This window comes from Mesobacillus campisalis, from assembly GCF_000986785.1.
Lineage (GTDB): Bacteria > Bacillota > Bacilli > Bacillales > Cytobacillaceae > Mesobacillus_B > Mesobacillus_B campisalis.
In genome coordinates, this window is record NZ_LAYY01000019.1 from 29,346 (window position 1) to 49,740 (window position 20,395).

At 45.5% G+C, this 20,395-nt stretch carries 18 protein-coding genes and 1 other annotated feature; of the genes, 14 read left to right on the forward strand and 4 right to left on the reverse strand.

Annotated elements, in window-relative coordinates; all coding sequences use genetic code 11:
- Window positions 1-56: 56 nt before the first annotated feature.
- The gene (gene clpB, locus WQ57_RS16320) at window positions 57-2,648 is read left to right on the forward strand and encodes an ATP-dependent chaperone ClpB (RefSeq protein WP_046524833.1); all 2,592 of its coding nucleotides are present in this window, start codon (window positions 57-59) and stop codon (window positions 2,646-2,648) included.
- Window positions 2,649-2,738: 90 nt separating this feature from the next.
- Here the strand turns inward: clpB and WQ57_RS16325 are convergent, their stop codons facing one another.
- Window positions 2,739-2,924, reverse strand: coding sequence for a YjzD family protein (locus WQ57_RS16325; RefSeq protein ID WP_046524834.1), 186 nt, complete (start codon window positions 2,922-2,924; stop codon window positions 2,739-2,741).
- A 176-nt stretch (window positions 2,925-3,100) separates the two neighbouring features.
- Here WQ57_RS16325 and WQ57_RS16330 point away from each other — a divergent pair, with 176 nt between their 5' ends.
- The 3 genes from WQ57_RS16330 to WQ57_RS16340 all read left to right on the forward strand — a co-directional run bounded on the left by WQ57_RS16330 (window position 3,101) and on the right by WQ57_RS16340 (window position 5,949).
- Window positions 3,101-3,835, forward strand: a complete 735-nt coding sequence (locus WQ57_RS16330; RefSeq protein ID WP_046524835.1) for a hypothetical protein — start codon at window positions 3,101-3,103, stop codon at window positions 3,833-3,835.
- Between the two features lie 64 nt (window positions 3,836-3,899).
- Window positions 3,900-4,775, forward strand: coding sequence for a hypothetical protein (locus tag WQ57_RS16335; protein WP_046524836.1), 876 nt, complete (start codon window positions 3,900-3,902; stop codon window positions 4,773-4,775).
- Between the two features lie 121 nt (window positions 4,776-4,896).
- Window positions 4,897-5,949, forward strand: a complete 1,053-nt coding sequence (locus WQ57_RS16340; RefSeq protein WP_084820298.1) for a BMP family ABC transporter substrate-binding protein — start codon at window positions 4,897-4,899, stop codon at window positions 5,947-5,949.
- Between the two features lie 20 nt (window positions 5,950-5,969).
- Here WQ57_RS16340 and WQ57_RS16345 read toward each other — a convergent pair whose 3' ends face one another.
- Window positions 5,970-6,269: a hypothetical protein gene (locus WQ57_RS16345; protein WP_046524837.1), complete on the reverse strand. Its 300-nt coding sequence runs from the start codon at window positions 6,267-6,269 to the stop codon at window positions 5,970-5,972.
- A gap of 186 nt (window positions 6,270-6,455) precedes the next feature.
- Between WQ57_RS16345 and WQ57_RS16350 the strand changes: the two genes are divergently transcribed.
- From WQ57_RS16350 to WQ57_RS16390, 9 genes are all read left to right on the forward strand, one after another.
- Complete coding sequence (locus WQ57_RS16350; RefSeq protein WP_046524838.1) at window positions 6,456-7,388, forward strand: beta-ketoacyl-ACP synthase III; 933 nt, start codon at window positions 6,456-6,458, stop codon at window positions 7,386-7,388.
- A 30-nt stretch (window positions 7,389-7,418) separates the two neighbouring features.
- Window positions 7,419-8,660: a beta-ketoacyl-ACP synthase II gene (gene fabF, locus WQ57_RS16355; RefSeq protein ID WP_046524839.1), complete on the forward strand. Its 1,242-nt coding sequence runs from the start codon at window positions 7,419-7,421 to the stop codon at window positions 8,658-8,660.
- 485 nt (window positions 8,661-9,145) lie between these two features.
- On the forward strand, window positions 9,146-9,898 hold the full coding sequence (locus WQ57_RS16360) for a DUF2268 domain-containing putative Zn-dependent protease (RefSeq protein WP_046524840.1): 753 nt from the start codon (window positions 9,146-9,148) through the stop codon (window positions 9,896-9,898).
- Between the two features lie 159 nt (window positions 9,899-10,057).
- Window positions 10,058-11,077 (forward strand): ABC transporter ATP-binding protein, encoded by a 1,020-nt coding sequence (locus WQ57_RS16365; RefSeq protein WP_046524841.1) that lies wholly within the window; start codon window positions 10,058-10,060, stop codon window positions 11,075-11,077.
- Window positions 11,077-12,063, forward strand: coding sequence for an ABC transporter ATP-binding protein (locus tag WQ57_RS16370; protein WP_046524842.1), 987 nt, complete (start codon window positions 11,077-11,079; stop codon window positions 12,061-12,063). The genes WQ57_RS16365 and WQ57_RS16370 overlap by 1 nt, the downstream gene beginning before the upstream one ends.
- A gap of 41 nt (window positions 12,064-12,104) precedes the next feature.
- Window positions 12,105-13,820 carry an oligopeptide ABC transporter substrate-binding protein gene (opp4A, locus tag WQ57_RS16375; protein ID WP_046524843.1) on the forward strand — a complete coding sequence of 572 codons (1,716 nt, stop codon included), beginning with the start codon at window positions 12,105-12,107 and terminating at the stop codon, window positions 13,818-13,820.
- Window positions 13,821-13,852: 32 nt separating this feature from the next.
- Window positions 13,853-14,818: an oligopeptide ABC transporter permease gene (gene opp4B / locus WQ57_RS16380; protein WP_046524844.1), complete on the forward strand. Its 966-nt coding sequence runs from the start codon at window positions 13,853-13,855 to the stop codon at window positions 14,816-14,818.
- 12 nt (window positions 14,819-14,830) lie between these two features.
- Window positions 14,831-15,739, forward strand: a complete 909-nt coding sequence (gene opp4C, locus WQ57_RS16385) for an oligopeptide ABC transporter permease (RefSeq protein WP_046524845.1) — start codon at window positions 14,831-14,833, stop codon at window positions 15,737-15,739.
- Between the two features lie 134 nt (window positions 15,740-15,873).
- The gene (locus WQ57_RS16390) at window positions 15,874-16,620 is read left to right on the forward strand and encodes a YjbA family protein (RefSeq protein WP_046524846.1); all 747 of its coding nucleotides are present in this window, start codon (window positions 15,874-15,876) and stop codon (window positions 16,618-16,620) included.
- Window positions 16,621-16,676: 56 nt separating this feature from the next.
- Here WQ57_RS16390 and trpS read toward each other — a convergent pair whose 3' ends face one another.
- Window positions 16,677-17,666 (reverse strand): tryptophan--tRNA ligase, encoded by a 990-nt coding sequence (gene trpS / locus WQ57_RS16395; RefSeq protein WP_046524847.1) that lies wholly within the window; start codon window positions 17,664-17,666, stop codon window positions 16,677-16,679.
- A gap of 77 nt (window positions 17,667-17,743) precedes the next feature.
- Window positions 17,744-17,964 (reverse strand) — a binding site (T-box leader).
- Window positions 17,965-18,027: 63 nt separating this feature from the next.
- Window positions 18,028-18,378, reverse strand: a complete 351-nt coding sequence (locus WQ57_RS16400; RefSeq protein ID WP_046524848.1) for a DUF3899 domain-containing protein — start codon at window positions 18,376-18,378, stop codon at window positions 18,028-18,030.
- A 262-nt stretch (window positions 18,379-18,640) separates the two neighbouring features.
- On the opposite strand from WQ57_RS16400, the gene WQ57_RS16405 reads away from it, so the two are divergent.
- Window positions 18,641-20,332, forward strand: coding sequence for a peptide ABC transporter substrate-binding protein (locus WQ57_RS16405; RefSeq protein WP_046524849.1), 1,692 nt, complete (start codon window positions 18,641-18,643; stop codon window positions 20,330-20,332).
- Window positions 20,333-20,395: the final 63 nt, after the last annotated feature.

A 20,395-nucleotide genomic window follows, 5' to 3' on the forward strand; every position in this document is an offset into this window, starting at 1 on the left:
TACATACTATAATATAATGAATATAAAGGTCAAATATGGTCAAAGGAGGGATATGGATGGATTTCAACGCGATGACAGCCAAAACCCAGGAGGCTTTTTTGCAGGCACAGTCCCTGGCAGCGGAATATAGCCATCAGGAAGTCGGAGAAGATCATCTCCTGTTAGCCATGCTTAATCTGGACGAAAGCCTGGCAGCCGCCATTTTGCAGCGTCTTGGCCAAAATGTGGAAGAATTTAGGGGAGAATTAAAAAGTCTGCTTCGGAAAAGGCCGCAGGTCTCCGGAAGCGGAACCGAAGAAGGAAGGCTGTATATAACCTCTTCCCTGCAAAAGCTGTTAGTGGATGCAGATAAAGAAAAGCAATCCTTCCAGGACGAGTATTTATCATCCGAGCATCTGATGCTTGCACTTCAAAAGGCAGAACGTTCAGACACCGGCAGTATATTTGCCAGTAAAGGGGTCAATCGCAAACAACTTCTTTCTGCAATCAAAGACATGAGGGGGAATCAACGAGTGACTTCACAACATCCGGAAGCTACCTATGATGCATTAAAGAAATATGGCAGAGACCTCGTCGCAGAAGCAAAAGATGGAAAGATGGACCCAGTAATCGGCCGCGATGGCGAAATTAGGAATGTCATCAGGATTCTTTCCAGGAAAACGAAAAACAACCCAGTATTGATTGGGGAACCTGGAGTGGGGAAAACCGCGATCGTTGAAGGGCTAGCCCAAAGGATCGTAAGACGGGACGTCCCTGAAGGCTTAAAAGATAAAACAATCTTTTCCCTGGATATAGGTTCCCTGATCGCAGGGGCGAAATTCAGAGGGGAATTTGAGGAAAGGCTAAAGGCTGTTCTGAACGAGGTAAGGAAAAGTGAAGGGAATATTCTGCTGTTTATCGATGAACTTCATACAATAGTAGGTGCAGGGAAAACAGAAGGTGCCATGGATGCAGGAAATATGCTGAAACCCATGCTCGCACGGGGAGAATTGCATTGCATAGGTGCCACTACACTGGACGAACATCGCAAATATATTGAAAAAGACCCAGCGCTTGAAAGGCGGTTTCAGCAAGTGCTCGTGGAAGAACCAACCGTCGAGGACACCATTTCCATTTTGCGGGGGCTCAAGGAACGGTTTGAGATCCATCATGGCGTAAATATTCATGACAGAGCTATAGTTGCCGCTGCCACACTTTCGGACCGGTATATTACTGACCGGTTTTTGCCGGACAAGGCAATCGACCTTGTGGATGAAGCATGTGCCATGATTCGGACCGAGATTGATTCCATGCCGACTGAGCTGGATGAAGTCACGAGAAGAATGATGCAGCTGGAAATCGAGGAAGCGGCTTTAAGGAAGGAAAAGGATGAGGCAAGCCAGGCAAGGCTAAATGCTCTTCAAAAGGAATTAGCACATCTTAGGGAAAAAGCAGCATTCATGAAAGGAAGATGGCGAAAGGAAAAAGAGGGCATCCAGCATGTGCGGCAAAAACGGGAGACGCTGGAAAAGTTAAGGCATGAGCTTGATAAGGCAGAAAATGATTACGACTTGGAAAGGGCGGCTGAACTGCGGCATGGAAGGATTCCTGCCCTGGAAAAGGAACTGAAGCAGCTGGAGCAGGGGTTCAGCCAAAACGAGGACAAGCTCTTAAGGGAGGAAGTAACAGAAGAAGAAATTGCTTCGATCGTTGGAAGGTGGACGGGAATTCCGGTTACGAAGCTGGTTGAAGGGGAGCGCGAGAAACTGCTTCGTCTCGAAAGCATCCTCCAGGAAAGGGTTATCGGCCAGGATGAAGCCGTTTCTCTTGTTGCGGATGCGGTCCTGAGAGCCAGAGCGGGAATCAAGGATCCAAACAGGCCGATTGGTTCATTCATTTTTTTAGGGCCGACAGGAGTCGGGAAAACAGAACTGGCCAAAACATTGGCCCAGGCCCTGTTCGACAGTGAGGATCAATTAATACGCCTAGATATGTCCGAGTATATGGAAAAACATTCTGTCTCAAGATTAGTCGGAGCCCCTCCAGGGTATGTAGGATATGAGGAAGGCGGCCAGCTGACAGAAGCGGTCAGGAGGAAGCCATACTCCGTACTCCTCCTTGACGAGGTTGAAAAAGCGCACCCGGAGGTATTCAATATCCTGCTGCAAATGCTGGATGATGGGCGGATTACGGATTCCCAGGGGAGGACAGTCGATTTTAAAAATACCGTCATTATTATGACTTCCAATATCGGTTCGCAGCACCTCCTGGAACAAGGGAAGGATGGCATTTCCGAAAAAGCGAGAGACCTCGCCATGTCCCAGCTCCGCAGTCATTTCCGCCCGGAATTCCTGAACAGGGTAGATGAAATCACCCTGTTTAAACCACTGCAGCTCAATGAGATCAAAGAAATTGTAGTGAAAATCCTGAAGGAACTGCAGGAAAGGCTAAGCGACCAGCAGGTCCAGGTACACATCAGCGAGGAAGCAAAGGAGTATATTGCTCTTAATGGATTTGATCCGGTATACGGAGCGCGGCCGTTAAAAAGATATATACAGCGCAATATTGAGACAAAGCTGGCCCGTGAAATTATTTCTGGAAGCATTAAACCAAAAAGCATAGTGGATATAAGCATTGATGCAGGAGAAATCAGCCTTCAAATAAAATGAAAAATAGTCATCCTTTTCGAAGGATGACTATTTTCTTGGGTTGCATAAAGCAGGGCAGTGATAATTCCGCAACCCTTTTTCATGCAAGTATTAATGGTGATCCTCAACGGGTTCGTTGGGAAGCACAAGCGGAGCGATAAAAATCAAAATGGAAGCAGCAATCGTAATTATGATGCCTGTTTGCAAATCGTAGGCGACACCAATCATGGAACCGGCTACATATACAAGCATCTGGATGAGAAGGAACGTCCAGAAGACTGTCCAGAAATAGCGCATAAACTTCACCTCTGCCTATGTATAGTCTTCAATAATCTTACCATAACAAGTTAGAATAATAAATATAAAAAATGGTTTCCGCCAAGTGACAATTCCGTTCTTTTAGGCTAATCCCTATTCATTTTATTGTAAACTTCATAGATTAATATGAACATACTTTTAAAGGAGTTTTGAAAATGGATTACCGGAACTTTAAATTGGATACCCAATGGAACATGATTCATTATCCTTACAAGCCGAATGGTTTCGGTATCCTGATTTTGGGGGACGAAAGGCATTTTGTTGAGGAAAAAAACAGTTTTTGGATGCAAAACGAGGGAAAGCGAATGCTTCTGGAAAACTGGAGGCAGTGCGGCTATACCATCTTTTATTCCAACTTGTATGGCTTGAATTGGGGAAGCGACAAGGCTGTTGATCTGGCAAAGGGCCTCCTTGCCCATGTGAAGAGAAATGAAATACTTAATGGGAAGATCCATGTCGTAGCCGAAGGGATGGGAGCACTGACAGCTTTAAAACTAATTAGCAGCGGAATGGATATCCGTTCTCTGCTTTTAATCAACCCAATCCTTTCCCTCGGGCAGCATCTTCAGCAGGAAAAAGAGCACAAATTTTTCTATAAGAAGCTAATAAAGGAACTATCCCTTTCCTATCAGGTAGACCGCGGCCAGGTAGAGGCAATGTTTGAAGATCAGGGCAGCATGCCGGAATTTTCAAAGGACATTCCGGTCAGGATCATTCATATTCTTGCAGGAAGCCGCGGATACAGGCAGTCAAAGCTGCTGAATGAATATAGCATTATATGGGAGAAAGAAAAACTGCCTATTTCAGTTTGTTATATGGTCCCGGAAAAAAAACCACATATTGGTCCGCTCGCCATCCAGTTTTTCAGGAAACATGAGCAAATTCTCTAATCTGTAGCAATAATATCCTAGTCTTTTCATAAGATACACAGAGATTGTATCAGGAGGGCTGAAAATGGATAGAGCAATTATTATCGGGCCATTTGGTTTCCTCGGCTACAGCATCTGTAAAATAATGCTTGATAAGGGCTTTCGTGTTTTGGGTATTTCACCCGGAACGAGGGAGTCTGGCAAGTTTGATGATGAAAAGCGGCTTGAAATTGGCCGAAATGCCAATTTTTTTGAACAAGTAAATGAGGAATGGCTGTCTGAAATCAATAAAACTCCTGTTCCAATTATTATTCCTTTTTATGATTATTTCATGGATGGCAGTGATGCCAATCTTTTTAATGACCTACTATTCTCCAAATCCCTATGCACTCTTTCCCCCTGTCCTTCAAAAGTCATCTTTTTGTTTCCCGAGCAATTCGCCCATGAAAAGCCTTTGAGAAATGACATTCTTAAGCAGTGCGAAGCATTTATTGACGAAACAAAACACTTGGGTCCCGAAATATTCCTGCCCACCCTTTATGGTCCCTGGCAGCCGGATAAGTATCTTTTTCAACAAATTTTGTTTCCTGCAGATGTCAGCCATTCCTTGTGCCTCAGGAGGGAGTCCCTCACGGACGCTGTCTATATTGAAGATGCAGCCTCTCTTTGTCTTGGGCTGATGGAAGAAGCGGAAGGAGCTTTCTTGGTCAGCAGCGGCAATCCGGAAGGATGGGAAGAATGCCTGCAGGAATCATTGGTGATTGCCGGTAATGATAGGGGAACAATGGGGGCTGAAAAAATAAGACAGGAGCTTCTAAAACAGGCAGGAAAAAAAACATCGCATGGAAGAACGGAAGATGGGCTCTCCCTGGTGAGCGTACCAAAACCAATGGAAATTCGTACAGGATTGGAAAACCAATGCAGGCAATATGAGCGCTGGCTTCTTGGCCAAATGCTTTAACCTTGATAAAAGTCTTTTCAAATCAATGGTTAAAAAGTAAAATTGTACATGATTGATGCTTTGTCTGAAAAAATAGCCTTCTTTTTGATTGGAGTAGGAAATGCAAAAGGAGTTGCACGGCATGTTAAAACGTTTCGGGCTTATTTTGCTAAGCCTGCTATTGTTAGGAGGCTGTGGGCAGCCCCTTTCAACTGGAGAAATAGAAAAAGTCGGCCTGCTGGTACCTGAAACAATCAATGACCAGGTATGGGGTACCAAAGGGTATCGGGGTCTGCTGAAAATCCAGTCAAGGTTCAATATAGATGTTTATTATAAGGAAGGAATGAATTCCCAGGCGCTGGTGGAGGATGCAGTCGCCGAGTTCGATCGTAATGGGGTAAACCTTGTTTTTGGCCACGGGAATGAATACGCAGTTTATTTCAACAGCTTTTCCAAAAAGTACCCTGATATTCACTTTATCAGTTTTAACGGGGATGCCAAGAATGACAATACAACAAGCCTGAATTTCGAGGCTTACGCGATGGGATTCTTTGGAGGCATGGTGGCGGCGCATATGTCGGAGTCCGATTACCTTGCCGTAATAGCAGCGTTCGAGTGGCAGCCGGAAGTAGAGGGTTTTTACGAGGGTGCTGCTTTTTATAACAAAGATGTGGAAGTGGACATCCGTTATGTCGGCCATTGGGATGACCATGAAAAAGCACTGGATATTCTGGGGAAAGTCTTAAACGGCGGTGCGGATGTCATTTACCCTGCAGGGGATGGTTATAATGTTCCCGTTATTGAGAAGGTGAAGGAAAATGGGCTATATGTGATTGGGTATATTTCCGACCAATCCGACCTCGGGGAATCGACTGTCCTCACAAGCACCGTCCAGCATGTGGACCAGCTATACGAACTGGTCGCCTCCAAATACAATGCTAAAGATTTAAAATCTGGCAACTTGTTTTTTGACTTTCAGGACGATGTGATTTCTCTTGGGAAATTCAGCCCTAAGGTGGACGAACCTTTCCGCCAGGTGATGGAAATGCATATCAGCAACTATAAGGAAACAGGCAAGCTGCCGAATGATTATGATCATGCGGTCTCCCTGTCCGGCCAAGAGGACTCAGTCGGCCTGGCGGTCAATTGGGACCTTGCTCCAGAGGAACCATCCTATCCTGTCTTAAAAAAATAGGCTGCGGCGAATACCGCAGCCTATTTTTTTAAGAACTGGTCAAAGAATGGACGTATTTTCGAAAACATCGGTTTAAGCTGCCGTGCAGAATCGACGAGTGTGTCGATATGGACCATGATCTCTTCCAGGTTGATTTGGTTTTGGGAGTGGCCCTGATTAACATCACCGAAAATGGAAGGATCTTCTTGCTGCCTTCCTTCTGTTCTTCCCGGACCAAACATGATGCGATCAAATATGCTCATTCGATTTTCTGATACGGTCTCTTTGCCTTCTTCCAAATAGCTCTCTTCAGCTAATTCCCTTTCCCCGCTATCCGCCATCTGCTCTCCTCCTATAAAATCGAGTTTCTCCTTGTATAGCTTATGAATGATTAGCACCTCCGGCATAGTCATTAGCGGAGCTAACCAATTTCCTATTGCGGAAACAGAACCCACTCTGCTAAAATTAGTACCAGATAATAATAATTGATATTAAAAATATAGATAATGCAAAAGGAGATGGCTCCCATGAATGCAGGGATTTTAGGGATCGGGCGCTTTATTCCAGAAAAAGTGGTTACAAACCTGGATCTGGAGAAAGTAATGGATACTTCAGATGAGTGGATTAGGACCAGAACTGGAATTGAAGAGCGAAGGATTGCCGGTGAAAGCATGGATACTTCCGACATTGGTTATGAAGCAGCTGTTAAGGCATTAGATGATGCGGGCGTGGCGCCGGAAGACATCGACCTCATCCTTGTTGCCACTGTCACACCTGACCAGCCATTCCCAAGTGTTGCCTGCATGCTGCAGGAAAAACTAGGGGCTAGGAAAGCGGCAGCCATGGATGTGAGCGCTGCCTGTGCCGGCTTTATGTATGGTATTGTTACAGGAAAGCAGTTTATTGAAACAGGAAGCTACAAGTATGTTTTAATAGTAGGAGTTGAAAAGCTGTCCAAGATTACGGATTGGGAAGACCGCAATACTGCTGTTTTATTTGGGGACGGCGCTGGTGCCGTTGTCATGGGGCCGGTAAGTGAAGGCAAAGGGATCCTTTCCTTTGAACTTGGCTCTGACGGTTCTGGCGGCAAATATCTTTACCAGGATTCACACATCAGAATGAACGGCCGGGAAGTCTTCAAATTTGCAGTCAGGCAGATGGGAGAAAGCAGCATCAATGTCCTTGAAAAGGCTGGGCTTACCAAAGAGGATGTAGATTTCCTCATCCCTCACCAGGCAAATATCAGAATTATGGAAGCGGCAAGGCAGCGGCTTGAGCTTCCGATAGAAAAAATGTCCAAGACGGTGCATAAATACGGAAACACATCAGCAGCATCGATTCCAATTTCCCTCGTCGAAGAGATTGAGGCGGGGAAAATCAAGGATGGAGACCTTATTGTCATGGTCGGCTTTGGTGGCGGATTGACCTGGGGAGCAATCGCAATGCGTTGGGGCCAATAATAAATGTCACGAATAAAGGAGATGAAATAGATGGATAAACGAAGAGTGGTTGTAACTGGAATTGGAGCTGTAACTCCAGTTGGAAATGATGCAGAAACAGCATGGAAGAATATCATTGCAGGTGTTTCGGGAATTGGAACGGTCACACGGTTGAATCCAGATGACTTTCCTGCCAAGGTCGCGGCAGAGGTAAAGGATTTTTCAATTGAAGATTTCATCGATAGAAAAGAAGCCAGAAAGATGGACCGTTTCACACATTATGCAGTGGCGGCATCCTTGATGGCGGTAAAAGATGCAGACCTTGAAATTACCGATGACAATGCTCCTAGAGTTGGAGTGTGGATTGGTTCAGGGATTGGCGGAATGGAAACATTCGAGCAGCAGCATGAAACATTTTTGAATCGTGGACATCGACGTGTCAGTCCATTTTTCGTTCCTATGATGATTCCGGATATGGCAACTGGCCAGGTTTCCATCACATTGGGTGCACGCGGATTCAATTCTTGCACGGTAACAGCTTGTGCAACCGGAACAAACTCAATCGGAGATGCTTTTAAGGTCATCCAGCGCGGCGATGCCGATGTAATGTTCAGCGGCGGAGCAGAGGCGCCAATTACAAAGATGAGCTTTGCCGGTTTCTGCGCAAACACCGCGCTCTCCACAAACCAGGACCCGCAAAAGGCCAGCAGGCCATTTGACAAAAACCGCGATGGTTTTGTCATGGGTGAAGGTGCCGGCATTCTTGTTCTCGAGGAGCTTGAACATGCCAAGGCCCGCGGAGCGAAAATCTATGCCGAGATTGTTGGCTATGGCGCAACAGGCGATGCTTATCATATTACGGCTCCGGCTCCTGAAGGAGAAGGCGGCGCCAGGGCGATGAAAATGGCCATTGAGGACGGCGGCTTGAACCCTGAAGAAGTAGGATATATTAATGCCCACGGCACAAGCACCGAATACAATGATAAATTTGAAACAATGGCCATTAAGAAAGTGTTTGGCGAGCATGCCTATAAGCTGGCCGTCAGCTCGACCAAGTCGATGACCGGCCATCTGTTAGGAGCAGCCGGAGGAATAGAAGCAATCTTTACAGTCCTTGCTCTAAAAGAAGGGGTCTTGCCTCCAACCATGAACTACGAAACACCGGATCCGGACTGCGACCTTGATTATGTGCCAAATGAATCACGCCATCAGGAAGTAAAGGCGGCGATCAGCAACTCATTAGGCTTCGGAGGACATAATGCCACCATCGCCTTTAGAAAATATGAAGCTTAAGACGGGACGCCCCCTCTTGGGATTGCCGGGAAACTATCTTTCCCGGCAATTTTTTGTTATTTACGGATCAGTGACAGTGTCAGAACCTAAAAATAGCGGGAGTACTTCAGAACGGTCACTGAGAGCAGTTGTCAGAACCAAAAAATAGCGGGAGTCCGTCAAAAAGGGAACTGAGAGTTCGTGTCAGAGCCCCAAATTAGCGGGAGTCCGTCAAAACGGTCACTGAGCGAGGTTGTCAGAGACCAAAATCCCCGAAAGGAAAGTAAAAAGTCACTGCAGATCTGACCATCAAAGCCCTCATAACGCTCCCGCAAAAATTATTCACTTCAAGCATTCAAAACTTCTCGCTCACAATCTGTTCGAATCCAGACTCCCCGAACCAGGGCCGCCCCATATAGAAACATTCTCACCTTCCCATCATATACTGATGACAACAGGCAAAAATATGGAGGAAACTACATGGGGTAATCAGGACGGATTTGTGGATGAAGGAGAATTTTTCCGACCCATTAAAGATGTGTGCAGAAATATTGCAGGGAGAGGAAGAAAACGCAGCTCCCTTTTATCAGTATTTGCGGAAGTTTGGCATGTATAAGCCAAATGCAAGAAGCATGCAAATCTTTGAGGAATTGAAAAAACAGGATATATGGGTGAAGGTTGACCGCCTGCATCAGCATTACCGGAAAAAGTGGAACGGCCCCGAAATACCTGTTTATATTTTTCCGATGGATGCAGCCCAGCGCCGCCTTATGCTGAATGGTAATGGGAAGTCGGGGGTTTCATTTAAAGACAAAATGTTCTTGTTTTTGACGCCGCTTGACGATGAGGGAGAGCTAAAAGCGTTATTCGTGCACGAATATCATCATATCTGCCGCATGCGCATGCAAAAAAAGAATATAAGGGATTACACCCTGCTAGACTCCATGGTGTTGGAAGGTTTGGCGGAACACGCTGTCGCCAAGGAGTGCGGTGAACGATATATTGGAAAATGGTCAGCAAAGTATTCCCACAGGGAACTTGAATTTTTTTGGGAAAAGTATCTTTCAGGGAACCTGTCGGTTAAAAAGGGGCACCGTCTGCATGATGAGCTTTTATTTGGCAGTGGGCGCTACCCGGGCCTAATGGGCTATGCAATGGGATATGAAATAATCTCACAATACAAAAGCAACAAAAGTTTTACTGCAAAAGCATCTTTTGTAACCTTGTCAGAAGAATTTACAAAAATGTTGAAAATTTAACCAACCAGTGCGTAAATGAAAACCCGGAAAATCGGGTTTTTTTTTATTTCTCAGGTGACTAAAAATTTTGAATTGATAAAAAAGTATTGCAATTGTAATAGAAATATAATAATATTTTATTAGAATTTACAGAAAATTAAAAATGCGGGAAGGTGTCATATGAGTCGTTTATCACATAAAAATGCACCTTTGCTTGAGGTTAAGAACCTTGAAACAGCCTTTTCCATTGATGGGGAATTTCATAACGCGGTTGACGGGGTTTCCTTCAGCGTCAAGCCAAAGCAAATTGTAGGAATCGTTGGGGAATCAGGATGCGGGAAATCAGTCATGAGCCTATCGATCATGCAGCTCCTTCCCAGGGGAGTCGGTGAAATCCGTTCGGGCAGCATTGTTTTCGAAGACGTCCATTTGGATCGAATGTCAGATAAAGAGATGAACAAAATACGAGGCCGGGAAATCTCAATGATTTTCCAGGAGCCGATGACGTCCTTGAATCCAGTATTCACAATCGGCTACCAGATTGAAGAAGTATTGTTCAATCATATGAAGATATCGAAGAACGAAGCACGTCTTAAAAGTATAGCGCTTTTGAAAAGTGTTGGAATCTCACGTCCAGAAAAACTGGTGGATGAGTATCCGCACCAGCTTTCCGGGGGGATGAGGCAGCGTGTCATGATTGCAATGGCAATCGCTTGCCAGCCAAAGCTCCTCATTGCAGATGAGCCAACTACAGCATTGGATGTCACCGTACAGGCACAAATTCTCGATCTGCTAAAGAGCATACAGGAAGTCAATGACATGTCTATCATCTTGATTACCCATGACTTGGGAGTCATTGCCGAGATGTGCGATGAGGTTATCGTGATGTATGCCGGAAAGATTGTTGAGCGTACAGATGTCGAATCGCTTTTCTACAATCCAAAGCATCCATACACCGAACTTTTGATGGGTGCGATCCCCAAAATGGATGAAGAGGCCGAAGTTCTAAGTTCCATTAAAGGGATTGTTCCTTCGTTAAAAAACATGCCACAGACAGGCTGTAAGTTCGCGGCACGCTGCCCAAAAGCCCTGCCGGAATGCTCGGCAATTACCCCGCTGCTCGGAGAGGTGGAAAAGGGGCATGATGTCGCATGCATCTTATATGAAACAAGCCTGCCAAGAGAAGGGGTTAATGCATAATGGGCAACTCAACGCTGACCAACCGGGAAAACCTGCTTGAAGTGAAGAACCTGAAAACCTATTATCCCGTAAAGGGAGGATTCCTCCGCCGAACAGTCGGGAATGTGAAGGCGGTTGATGATATTTCCTTTGACATCAAAGCAGGTGAAACACTTGGCCTTGTGGGAGAGTCGGGCTGTGGAAAGTCAACCACGGGGAGGACCATTATCCGGCTGTTGAAAGCAACAGGCGGACAGGTGCTTTTTGAGGGGAAGGACATCACCAAGCTTAGGGGCAAGTCGCTGCAGTCCATCCGCCAGGATATCCAGATGGTCTTCCAGGATCCATATGCATCCCTGAATCCGATGCAAATGGTCGGAGACATTGTTTCCGAGCCTATTCTCAATTATAAAAGCGTAAACAAAAATGACCTCAAGAATGAAGTTATGGATTTGCTGAACAGGGTAGGCTTGCCGGAGGATGCCTATTATAAATATGCCCACGAATTTTCCGGGGGACAAAGGCAGCGTATCGGAATTGCAAGAGCGCTGGCCCTTAGGCCGAAACTCATCATCGCCGATGAGCCGGTATCAGCCCTCGACGTTTCTGTCCAGTCCCAGGTGCTGAACCTTTTAAAAGAACTGCAGGATGAATTTGACCTTACCTTTTTATTCATCGCCCACGATCTTAGTGTGGTTAAGCATATGAGCGACCGGATAGGCGTCATGTATCTCGGAAGCATGGCAGAGATTGCTGACCGCTCGAGCATCTACAGCGAACCGCTCCATCCCTATACAAAAGCTTTGATTTCAGCTATTCCGATGCCGGATCCACGACGCAAAAGTAAGCGCATCGTCCTTCAGGGAGATGTGCCAAGCCCATTGAATCCTCCTTCCGGGTGCCCGTTCCATCCGCGCTGCCCTGAAGCCAGGCCGGAGTGCTCCGCTGTGAAACCGGCTTTAAAGGAGGTGAAGCCAGGGCATCAGGTTGCCTGCCATCTTTATTAGTTAGCCATGCTAAACAAAAATAATCCTTTGGGGGGAAAAACATGAAAAAACCATTATTTTGGCTCAGCATGCTTGTTTTGGTTCTGTCTGCATTCCTTGCAGCCTGCAGCGGCGGCGGAAGTTCGGAACCATCCAACACCGAAAAAGAGAAGGAAAACGCGGCAGAAGAAAACGGACCGCAGGATGGCGGTACACTGACATATGCCTTGGATACTGAATTCAAAGGCCTTCTAAACTGGAATTTCTATGATATGGACGGCGATGATGATATCATCGAGCTGTTTGACGACCCATTGATCGATTACGATGAGAATTTGCAGGCTCAGCCTAATATTGCAAGCTGGGAAACAGAAGACAATAAGAACTATACATTCACCTTTGAAAAAGGCGTAAAGTGGCACAATGGTGAAGAGCTTACGGTCAATGACTGGGTATTTGCGATTGAGACGATTGCCACCCTAGGCGGCGAGCATCAGCGCTGGTCCAATGTCAATACAATCGAAGGTGTGAAGGATTTCAACGAAGGAAAAGCGGACAGCATCTCCGGGCTTGAAGTGGTGGACGACTATACATTGAAAATCGCTTTTGACAAGGCGCGTGTAAACAACCTCGAAAACGTGTGGGCATACCCGCTTTCCCGCAAGGAATTTGAAGGAATCAAACCTAAGGACATGGCTGCTTCCGAGCAGGTTCGTACAAAGCCGGTCGGAACTGGTCCGTTTAAAGTAGCAAAGGTGGTTCCGGGCGAGTCTGTTGAGCTTGTGCGCAACGAAGAGTATTGGAAAGGAAAGCCGCATCTTGAAAAGATTATCGTCAAAGTAATCGACAGTTCCCTGACTACAGGAGAATTGAAGAACGGTACAGTTGACCTTGCCCCATTCCATCCAACTGTCCTTCCGGAAGTTGAAGCTCTCGAAAATGTCGAAGTTGTTAAGTACCCAGGCCTTTCTTATTACTATGTTGGTTTTAAATTAGGCAAATTCGACGGCAAAAAAGTGGTTATGGATATTGAAAAATATCAAAATACAAAACTTCGCCAGGCGATGCTTTATGCGATTAACCGCGAAGAGTGGGTAGATGCCTTCTTCAGCGGTCTTGGCAAGCCGCTTAACCGCCCAATCCCGACATCCCACTGGATTGCAGCCGACAATGCCGACATGCCGGTCCAGTATGAGTATGACCCGGAAAAGGCAAAGGCTTTGCTTGATGAAGCAGGCTACAAGGATGCTGACGGTGATGGGTTCCGTGAAGATCCAAACGGCAAGGAGTTTGTCGTCAACTTCTCCCACTATGCAACCGGCAACCCGACATTTGAAGCACGCGCTAAGGCATTCACCCAATACTGGGAAGAGGTTGGCTTGAAGACGAAGCTTCAAATGACAGATGTTAACCTGTACTATGACCAGCTTGAAAAAGATGATCCATCCCTTGAAGTATTCTACGGCGGCTGGGGAACTGGCACAGATCCGGACCCGCTTCCGCTTTGGGGCAATGACACAGTCTGGAATTACCCCCGCTGGGTAAATGACGACGCACAGAAGCTTCTTGAAGATGCTGTTGATATTGAGGTGGTAGGTACGGACACTGAAAAGCGTAAAGAGCTTTATGTCGAATGGCAGAAGATCTTTAATGAAGAAGTTCCTGTACTTCCAATCCTGGAGCTGGAAGAAGTTATGGCTGTCAACGAGCGCGTTCAAGGCGTGGAATACGATGTTTCAGGTCAAAACTCAGCTCATGAATGGTGGATCAAGCAGTAACGGTCCACTCGTTCAGATAAGGAGAATGCATCATGCTTAAATACACAATACGCCGCGTCCTGGGTATGATCCCAATGCTTTTCCTTATCTCCATTGTGGTGTTTTCCCTGGCAAAGTTAATGCCAGGGGATTCCCTCAGCGGGGAAATTGATCCATCAAATACGGATCCCCAGTACATTTCAGAAATGAGAGAGAAGCTAGGCTATAATGATCCTGTCCATGAACAGTATTTTCGCTGGATTACTAACTTCGTCCAAGGTGATTTTGGAAAATCGACACGATATAAAATCCCGGCAAGTGAAATTATTGCCGAGAGGCTTCCCAATACCATTTTCCTTGGGATGATGTCGTTGCTGATTACCTATGTATTCGCCTTCTTCATGGGCTCTTTTGCCGGAAGGAAGCCCTATACGCTTGGAGACAATATCATAAGCACCTTCAATTATATCGGCCTTGCCTTGCCTAGTTTCATTGCAGGGGTATTTGCCATCTATATCTTTGCATTTAACCTTGGCTGGTTTCCGTCAAACGGATCGGTCAACATCTCGCTTGAACCAGGAACCCTGGATTACTGGTTAAGCAGGATCCACCATGTATTGCTGCCTGCCATTGTCCTTGGAGCTTTGAGCACGGCCAGCTATACGCAGTTTTTGAGGAACGATATCATTGAAAATACGCGCAAGGATTATGTCAGGACTGCGAGGGCAAAAGGAACGCCGGAAAGCAAAATCTATAATACCCATATCATGCGCAATTCGATTATCCCTCTTGTCACCTTTTTGGGAATCGATATTGGAGTGTTGGTAGGAGGCGCCATCATCACGGAAACGATTTTCACCTATCCTGGTATCGGCCAGCTCTTCCTCAACTCTGTTACACAGCGGGATTATCCGGTCCTAATGGCGGTAACCATGCTATTATCCTTCCTGACACTGTTCGGAAACCTGGTTGCCGACCTGCTATACGGACTTGTTGATCCAAGGATCAGGCTGGATTAAGGGGGACATGCGATGCAAGTGAACACAGTAAAAGAAACCCGTATCACAACCAAAGCTGTCAAAGGCAGCTCCCCATGGGCGATTGCCCGGAGGAAGTTCCTCAAGAACAAGCTGGCAATGACCAGTTTGGGATTTTTGGTTTTTGTTGCGATTGTTTCGTTTTTGGCCCCTTATATCACTACTCAAGATATTGCAAGGGTCAATATAGGAAAAATGTCCTTGGCCCCATCTTCCGAACATTGGCTTGGTACCGATAAAAGCGGACGGGATGTGTTTACCCGCCTGTTATATGGAGGCAGAATCTCCTTGATTGTTGGTTTAAGCTGTACAGGCCTGGTCATCATTTTAGGCACCATTGTCGGAGCGATCGCCGGTTACTTTGGCGGCATAATCGACAGCATGCTCATGCGGTTCACCGATTTCGTGCTGACTTTCCCGTTTATCGTCTTTGTCATAGTTTTAAATGCTATATTTGGAGGACAATTGAATGGCCTTTGGATATTAATTCTTGTCATCAGCTTCCTCTCCTGGGGTTCAGTCGCAAGGATTGTCCGAAGTAAAATCCTTGCCGAAAAAGAGAACGAATATATTCTCGCAGCCATTTCCATTGGCGGGTCGCCGTTCAAAGTCATCGTGAAACATCTTTTGCCGAATGTAATGTCCACAATTATTGTGCAGGCAACCATTCTTTTCGCGACGATGATCGTAGTGGAATCGGGGCTAAGCTATCTGGGCTTTGGAGTGCCGGCTGAAATACCAAGCTGGGGTAACATGCTTAGTTCTGCCAATGAACCAGATGTGCTGCAGGGGAAACCATGGATCTGGATTCCTCCAGCATTAGCAATTACATTTACGATTCTTTCTATCAACTTTATAGGCGAAGGGCTTAAGGATGCATTAAATCCCCGTTCCCGACGTTAAAAAATCTACCGGATACTGGTAGATTTTTTATTTTTTCTCATATAGAGCCGGTTTGAGATTCCTAATAAGGAATAATTTTACTTATCTCTGCCCATACTGTTGGCAAATAGTACTTGAAGTGAGGGGTAGTGAGCATGTTGTATCTTCATGATGTATGGGTAAACTGGTTTGAAGGGGAAGAGAACGGATACAATGTCTGCCATTTTCATGAATGGAGAAAAGACGATGGTGTGGAACTTTTGGATCAAGTGCCGCTGTTAAAGATTGATTCCCTGCTGTTTAATTACATAGAAAATGACTTGTCTGAATTGCCGCAGCAATTACTCAACGATATCTACCAAAAAGCTTACCTAAGAAAAAATCATGAACGGACCCAGCTGGATTACTGTTTCGTCGTTTCGGACGGGGTTGGCATACTGGCTGTCGATACGATTGGCTACAATATTCCCATAAGGAAGAGCCGGCTGATTCCCCGGCAGGAGCAACTGGTGTTTGAGATGCTGGAGAATCAGGAGACCTGCGCCTATAATTTCAATGACCCGTCTTCACTGAAAGATTTTCATATTCTATCTCCGGCACCTGGGTTGATGAGAGGACTTACCCGAAAAGAACGTCAATTGAAACAGCTGTTATTTATGGCGATGGACCAGCTGCACTCCTCCCAGAATGCTGCTGAAGTCCGCTACTGGCTTACGGAATGGAGTCCTGAGAAGTATGAACAGATCCAGCAGCTTTCTTTTGAAGATGTCTGGGAACAATTATATGAAGAGACGAAATACGGCTGGTCGCCAAAACACTATTCCTTCTGTGAGAATTTAATAAAGGGACAAACTTTTTTCGAAAAGCTGTGGGAAATGGAGCATGGTCCAAAAGTAAATTGAAAGGGAGCCTTTGGAAGGCTCCCTTTAAAATTGGACATTTGAAGTACCGGGTTGAATTATCGTCTTTTACGGCCAAGCCCCATGGCATTTTCCATTTTGGCTAGCATTTTACCTGCAGCCCTGTTGGCCTTTTCGGCACCGTGGTCAAGGATGTCATCGAGCTCAGATGACTCCATCAGGTTATAATACTTCGTCTGGATTGGCTCAATCGATCCTATTACAACCTGGGCTACATCTTGTTTAAAATCCCCGTATCCCTTGTTTTCGTAATCCTGTTCAATATCAGCAACAGCCCGCCCGGTCAGGATAGAATAAATGGAAAGCAGATTTGAAATCCCTGGTTTATTCTCTTTATCATATCTTACAATTCCTTCCGAGTCCGTCACTGCGCTTTTGATTTTCTTTTCGATTTGTTTCGGATCATCGAGCATTGAGATATACGCTTTTTGGTTAGGGTCGGATTTACTCATTTTCTTCAAGGGGTCCTGAAGAGACATGATGCGGGCTCCTACCTTGGGAATCCTTACCTCGGGAATGGTGAAGATATCATTATATTTCCTGTTGAACCTTTCAGCCAGGTCCCTTGTCAGCTCGAGGTGCTGTTTTTGGTCTTCTCCGACCGGTACCAGGTCCGTTTTATAGAGAAGAATGTCAGCAGCCATCAATGGAGGGTAGGTAAGCAACCCTGCTGATACGGCTTCTTTGCCAGCTGATTTATCCTTAAATTGGGTCATTCTCTCCAATTCACCGATATAAGCCACGCACTGCATCATCCATCCCGCTTGGGCATGGGCTGGCACCTCTGACTGGATAAAAAGGGTGGCCTTTTCGGGATCTATTCCCGAAGCAAGATAAAGGGCAGCCAGGCTCCTGATATTTTTGCGCAGCACAAGGCGGTCCTGGGGGACGGTGATCGCGTGCTGGTCCACGATGCAGAAGAAGCAATTGTATTCCTCCTGGAGCTCGACAAATTGTTTCATGGCGCCAATATAATTTCCAAGTGTAATCGTTCCGCTGGGCTGTATGCCAGAAAAAATCGTTTTCATTAATGAAACCTCCTTAAAAGTAAGCAAAGTATTCTTCTTAACTGTATAACCACAAAAAAGACCATTCATCCCATAATGATAGGGACGAATGGTCCGCGGTGCCACCCTAATTGCTCTGTAAGAGCCGCTTTCATGCTGTGAGCATGGGCCTGTAACGCAGGCATACGTCTGCGGATACTGAACGCTTCACCGCAGCGGCTCGAAAGTCCATTCGATCTGCAAGGGTGTTTGTTTCCACCAGCCACAAACTCTCTAAAAACCCTTTATCAGATGTACTACTCTTTGTCATTGCCATTATTGGATTCAGTAACAAAATTATAATCATTTTTAATCACCGAATCAAGAGAGGGCCGCTCATTTCTTATAGATAGTATATGGCGAGGGCAATGAGCATCAGCAGAAGGTTGATAAATCCCAGCATGGCCAGAGGAAAGGTGTTCACACTAATTATTTCCGATAGCGGAATGAGTTCTTCTTTCTCCTTTTTGGTGTAGCTTCCCTTTGGGGCAAAAATTTGCCGGAAAGATTTTGAAATATTATCAAAGAAACCGCTGTTTATGGTATAAATTAACAGAGAAACCAGCAACAAGAAGCTAGCAATATAAAAAGAGTTATTGATATAATTCAAGAGGGTAATGTCCTTTTGCAGAGCAAGGGACAAGGCCAAAACAGCGGCCTGGGTAGCGAGAAGATAGGAGAGCATCTTTTTCATTTCCTTTTCCTGCCTTTGTTAATTATTTCGATATAACTTTAACGCGTTAAAGTGACAAATATTACAAAGATATTTTTTTGATAATTCTGTAACGGTAAGTGTGTTATAGTGCATTATTATACCATGTTTCCGGTTCGTTTAAGATTACAATTATTACAAAAGGTAAAATTTTTTCGCCAAAGTGATTGTACTTTTTTTACGGACACGGTATAATAATCATTGTCATAAGTTTTCAGAAAAATAAATTAAAGGGGGACTCCTAGTGAAGAAGTCTAAATACTCACTTCTTCTAATTCTGACTCTCGTATTCTCGTTGATTCTTACTGCTTGTGGTGGAAACAATGATGCGTCAGAAGGCGAAAACAACGACAACAATGAAAACGCTACAAGCGATGTGGCACAAGAATTCAGCATGCTTGATTCTTCTGCCATTCCAACAATGGATTCTGTACTTGCTGAAGGTTCCACAAGCTTTACTTATATCGGAAACGTTGGTGAAGGACTATACCGACTTAACCAGGAAGGCAAACCAGAGCCTGCAATGGTTGAGGGAGAGCCTGAAATTAACGAAGACAAGACTGTTTTCACATTCAAGCTTCGCGATGCTAAATGGTCCAACGGCGAGCCTGTAACAGCACACGACTTCGTCTTTGCCTGGCAGCGCGCGATCGACCCTAAAACAGCTTCACCATACGGCCCTTACATGATGGGCGGCAAGATTCTTAATGCAGCTAAAATCACCGAAGCCGGTGCGGCTGGGAAACCTTATGACCTTAATGAACTTGGTGTCAAAGCAATCGACGACAAGACTTTGGAAGTCACACTTGAAAAGCCTGTAGTATACTGGGAAGACCTTTTTGCTTTCCCAAGCTTCTATCCGCAAAACCAAAAGTTTGTTGAAGAAAAAGGCGATGCATTCGCAAGCAGCGCTGAAAACCTTCTTTACAATGGTCCATTCAAGATGACTCAGTGGGAAGGAACAGACGCTGAAGAGTGGGTTCTGGAAAAGAACGAAAACTACTGGGATGCCGACAACGTCAAAATTGAGAAAATCACTGTAAACGTAGTTAAAGACTCCGGCTCTGCCGTTAATGCTTTTGAAGCAGGCGAAACTGATATGACCGGCCTTCTGTCTTCTGACCTTGTACCGCAGTACGAAGGCGACGAGCGCATGATGAGCTGGCTTGATGCAGCTGTATTCTACCTGAAGCTGAACCAGAAAAACGAAGCTTTGGCTAATACAAACATCCGTAAGGCAATCGCAATGGCTTTCAATAAGGAAGACCTTGCTAACGGAATTCTGAACAACGGTTCTGTTCCTGCGAACTACCTTGTTCCAAAAGAGTTCGTTAACCTAGATGGCGTGGATTTCCGTGAAGGAAACGGCGACATGCTTGAATACAATGTAGAAGAAGCCAAAAAACATTGGGAAGCTGGTTTGAAAGAGCTTGGCAAGACTGAGCTTACAATCCGCTACCTTGGCGGCGATACTGAAGCTTCCAAGAAAATTGATTCTTACATGAAGAACCAGCTGGAAACAAACCTTGAAGGTTTGACAATCGAACTTGAGAGTGTTCCTTTTGCAGTACGTCTTGAGCGCGATAACTCAATGGACTATGATATCCAAATGGCTGGATGGGGACCTGACTATGGTAATGCGATCTCCTTTATCGACCTTTGGGTAACAAATGGCGGAAGCAACAGAATGGGTTACAGCAACCCTAAATATGATGAGTTGGTGAAGAAAGCTCAAGGCGAGCTTGCAACTCAGCCGGAAGAAAACTTCAAAGCCATGCAGGAAGCAGAAAGAATTTTGCTTGAAGAAGATGCAGGTATCGCGCCAGTTTACCAGCGCGGAGCCAACATCCTGATCAATCCAAACCTTAAAGGGCTTGTCCAGTATCAATACGGTCCGGACTACTCCTTCAAGTGGATGTCTGTAGAAGGCGAATAATCGTTTCTTAAATCAGATAGTAAATATTCTGAGGGTAGAAAGAGAGTATATTCAACAGATATA